A 4295-nucleotide genomic window follows, 5' to 3' on the forward strand; every position below is an offset into this window, starting at 1 on the left:
TGGGATCCGCCAACCCCGAAAGGGGCCTGAACTACCCTCACCACCACCCCCGCTTCGACTTCGATGAGGCTGCCCTTGGCATTGGGGTAGAGCTGTTCCTGCGCTGCATTGAGAACTACACCGGGCAAGCCTTGAGTTAGCGGGAAACCTCGGCTAGGGCCTGAGCAAGTCAGCGGATCCGCTGCCGGGAAGCAGCAAGGGCTTCATAGGTTCTGGGGTGGGACGGGTAGGGGCAGGATCCCCGTCGGTGGGAATGTAGAGGGGCGTTGGGTTGGGATCCCCACCGAAGGCCAGCACAAGGGCTTCCAGCAGGGCCTGTCGCTGTTGCCGGTTCAGGGATTGTACAACGGCTTTGTCTTGGGCGTAGGGGTTGACCGTCAGGCGGTCGGCACCGGGATACCGTTGGGCGATGATTGGCTCATTGGCATCAAAATAGTCTGCCAGCGTCAGTTGCCAGTCAAAGCGGTCGGTGGGGGAGCGACCGGCCACCTGCAGATGGTAAACCATCATCCGCCGCACCAAGGTATCTTCCTCAGGCGTAGGGCCGCCGTCATTGGGGTTAATGGGGGTGTAGACGTTTTCCAGCGGCAGATCCGGCAATGCCTCGTACACCCGCCGCGCCGCTTCGGGGATCAGCCGCAACTGAGCATAGGCAGGCCCGGATCCCAGTAGAACTGCAACGGCAATGCCCAGGAAGCTTGGCAAAAGGGCTTGTTTCCTCATCCTGCTCGCCCCAAAACTTGTTTCTGTGAAATGAATTGTATTGCAATCAAGCAGTGGTTTCGGATTGTAGATTTGGCAGATTCAGCGATTGAGATCAGGCCACAGTTGGAGTTTTGGGCCATTGCTAATCAATACTGAGTCCGTCCACTACCTGAGGTTGAGGACGCGGTTTGAGAGGGGCTGACTGAGCCAAGCGATCCCGCTGGTGGTGTTCTTGAGAATGCCTTTGCCAGAGGCCAAGAATATCCAACGTTTCGCCGCCATGCTGCGTATAACGCTTCCGCACTTTACATAACACGGGGGTATTGACGCACACACCGGAGACGATCACCTGACCTTTGCTCAAGGCGGGCAATTCCTGCAACAGATCCCGCCCGGCAGCTTCAACACTGTGACGCAGATTTTCTTGATCGGAAGGGTTGACAATTCGCATTAAAAATTGGCTCATGCATTGCGACAAAATGTCCGAGTCTAACTTGCCAGGGCGTTGCGTGATGAGACCTACCCCCAGTCCAAACTTGCGTCCTTCGCTGAGAATGGTGCGCAGCACCTGTTTGCAACGGGAAGGCTCGTGGGCAGGGGCAAACCGATGGGCCTCTTCCAGCAAAATAAAGACGGGATAGGGCAAGTAATTTTCGTCCCCTGCCTGGATCTTGCCTTTGTGGGTATTGATGCGAGCATAGTTGGCCTGGCGCAAGATGGCAGCGGCGATCACCTGCTGTTCTTCCTGGCTGATCTCGTGCATTTGTAGAATGGTCACCTGCCCCGGCTCAAACAAGTCTTTGGGAGCCAGATGTTCTACATTGCTGAAATAAGGAGAGCGGTCGATCTGTTCTAATTTCCACTCCAAGGCGGCGGCTGAGGATCCCTGGGATCCATCCTCTGCGGAATCAGCCTCGTTTACGGCATCGATTAAGTCCTGAATCGTCCAGCGGAGTGGGTTAAATTGAGTTGTTCTGCGGAAGGCTTTTTCCAGAAAAGATTTTTGCCGATCGCTGGTTTCCGGCAGCAGGGTCAGAATATCAAAGAAGTTGAGAGAAGATACGCGAATCTTAATTTCCTGCGGTGAAAGAACCTTGACTTTGGGTCGGTAGCCATCTTCCCCAAAAAACTTGGGGTGGGACTGCATCTCCGCCAGCGTATGGTATTCCCCGTGGGGATCGAAAATGAGAACGGCAGCTCGGTTTTTGGGCAAAAGCAGCTCTTCAATCAAAACCCCTGCTGTATAAGATTTGCCGGATCCCGTCCCCGCCAAAATGGCCAGATGGGTGCTGACCATTTCCTTGACGTCCAGTACTACGGGCACTGCTCCCTCATCGCGCAACAACAGGCTGCCCAAGTGAGCACCCCCAATGGCTGTTTCATCTCGTTTGTTCAAAATCGATTTCAGCAGACGATTGGAGGCCAGAAAAACCTTGGCACCGGGATCCGGAGCGCGGCGTGGGTTAATAAAGCCCATCTTCTGATTGAAATAGCCGATGACCTCGACGGTAACCGCATAGATTTCCGGATTGGGATGGGTGAAGCCCACCAGAGCCACAATGGTGCTGGGATCGATTTCGGTATCGGCAAAGATGCGATCGGGGATGTGATCCAGGAGCTGAACTTGGCTAATTTTACCCAAGATTTGCAGCGTTTGCGATTGGGGATCCTGGACTTCGTAGTAGACGAAATCGCCCACCTTTACCGCTTGGGTATTGGAAGTGATGAAAACATATTGGTTAGAGGTTTCTCCAGGCCCTTTGACGGTGCCAATTACCTCTGGAGAGTCCTCAGTTGGAGAGAGGGTGGCTTCTGGATGGTGGCCATTATCGGTGATTTTTTGGGGCATTAGCGCATCGCTCCTACAGTCATTTTCCAGGCCAATTCTTTGCTTAAGATTTGCAGAGCTCGCCGTTGAGCTGGATCGGCAAACATCGGCGTAATGTCATTCAAGACTTGGTAGATTAAATGATTGGCAAAGTTGCCGCCGCTACTCAGCAGCAAACCATAGTAGGAAAATTGGGTTTGACCTTGGGGATCCTGGTGAAAGCGCAGGATCTCTTCCCGGCTCATGCGAAAAACCGGCGTGTTTACAGGCACCACCACGCGTGGGATCCCTTGTCGGCCACAGCGGCGCTCTTCATCCAGAGCCCCGATTAAAACCACCGAGAGCAATGTGCGCACCTCATTCTGCAAATCGGGGGAAAAATAGGGATCCGGCTGGCTGGAAAGGCGCGGCCCAGAATTGAGGAACATCGGATTCAGGAGTTGGGTATTGTAAACCAGACCTACGGCCCAGTGTCGCCGGTCGCTTTCTAGCTTGACAAAGCTGCCGAAGCCATAGTCATCAGGAGTCGGCGGATTTTTGACTTCTAAAGCATCGTCCACCTGCACCACGTAATCACAGTGATTGTTGGAGCGAACCACCTTTCCCAATCTCATCGGACTCGTCTCCGTTGTAGTTTACTCACCGTTTTCCGAGATAGCCTCAGGTTCAGCTTTTCGCGAGCGGCCCAATCTTGCATGAGACGCAAGAAAAGGTTGCGATCCTCATTGCGGATAACGGCTATTTGATCGGCTGTCTCCAGCACATAAGGATAACCTCGCCCAATCACCACCTCACAGCGAACCAGATCCACCAACCAGTCCAACAGTCCTGCCTCATAAACCCAAACGGGTATTTCCAAGCGGGCCGGAAAGTTGTCATTGGTGCGCAGGTAAACAAATCCCACTCGCTCTCGCATTTCTTGGTAGCGATTGAGGATCCCATCTTGGGGGTTGAGGCTGCCGCCGCGGGCACAGATGAAAAAAGGCGTACGATCCCCCCACTCCAACCAGGGGCTGAGCAGTTGCGCATCGTGAAGCTGTGGAGCTTCGGGTAGGTCAAAACAATGCTTGAGCAACGTCACCAGATCGGAAGTGTAGGTGGTGTCTATGTAAGCCACGATAGGGATCCGGCTTTGCTCGCTGGCCCGCAAAAGCTGGAGCAAACACTGCACATAAAAGTCTTGGCTTTCTGGCTCAAAGACTTCGGCAAAAGTAGCCACCAGCGCCCCGTCCAAAAAGGCCAATTTTCGGGATCCCGGTTGAGATTTTTGAATGTATTCTACAAGTCTCTCGATTTCCATTTGAAAGCGGCGCATGTTAACCATTCGCTCTTTCGGTTCGCCGCTGCTGTCGGATCCCAGGTCCCTTGGAGTCAATACATCCACTTGGATGTCTTTTTCGTACAAGCCTGCTGCGCAGTGATAATTTTCATACCAGCCGATTTGCACCAGCGCCACCGGTATTGACAGATCTTTGCTGGGATAAATCTGGGATCCATCCACGGCAAAGGTGGGAATATTTTCAATGACCGACTTCGCCCAATCGCGGCTTTCTTCGTAATTGGCCCATTCCTGCTCAAAAGGGATCCTCCAATTGGAGTAGCGATCCCATTCTTCAGTGGGCAAAGCGCCTGGGAAAGGGAATGGAGCTATTTTTTCGGCAATCTCTAAGCTCGACCACTGGCGCAAGCTTTCCATAGCCTGCTTATAGTATTCTCTGCGCTCCGACAGCCTTTGATCAAAAGTGGCAAAGGCTTCCCGCTT

General features: G+C 53.4%; 4 protein-coding genes and 1 pseudogene. 1 reads left to right on the forward strand and 4 read right to left on the reverse strand.

Annotated elements, in window-relative coordinates; all coding sequences use genetic code 11:
- A pseudogene (locus NW819_RS00660) lies at positions 1 to 140 on the forward strand (amidohydrolase); the annotation flags it as partial.
- 13 nt (positions 141 to 153) lie between these two features.
- Here NW819_RS00660 and NW819_RS00665 read toward each other — a convergent pair.
- The 4 genes from NW819_RS00665 to NW819_RS00680 all read right to left on the reverse strand — a co-directional run.
- Positions 154 to 705, reverse strand: a complete 552-nt coding sequence (locus NW819_RS00665; RefSeq protein WP_414412580.1) for a hypothetical protein — start codon at positions 703 to 705, stop codon at positions 154 to 156.
- A gap of 142 nt (positions 706 to 847) precedes the next feature.
- Positions 848 to 2554 carry an ATP-binding protein gene (locus tag NW819_RS00670; protein WP_414412581.1) on the reverse strand — a complete coding sequence of 569 codons (1707 nt, stop codon included), beginning with the start codon at positions 2552 to 2554 and terminating at the stop codon, positions 848 to 850.
- Positions 2554 to 3147, reverse strand: coding sequence for a hypothetical protein (locus NW819_RS00675; RefSeq protein WP_414341843.1), 594 nt, complete (start codon positions 3145 to 3147; stop codon positions 2554 to 2556). Before NW819_RS00675 ends, NW819_RS00670 begins: the two co-directional genes overlap by 1 nt.
- On the reverse strand, positions 3144 to 4295 hold a 1152-nt coding region (locus tag NW819_RS00680), incomplete at its 5' end, for a DNA double-strand break repair nuclease NurA (RefSeq protein ID WP_414412582.1). The genes NW819_RS00680 and NW819_RS00675, both read right to left, overlap by 4 nt.

It is taken from the genome of Synechococcus sp. R8-2, assembly GCF_047461715.1.
GTDB lineage: Bacteria > Cyanobacteriota > Cyanobacteriia > Thermostichales > Thermostichaceae > Thermostichus.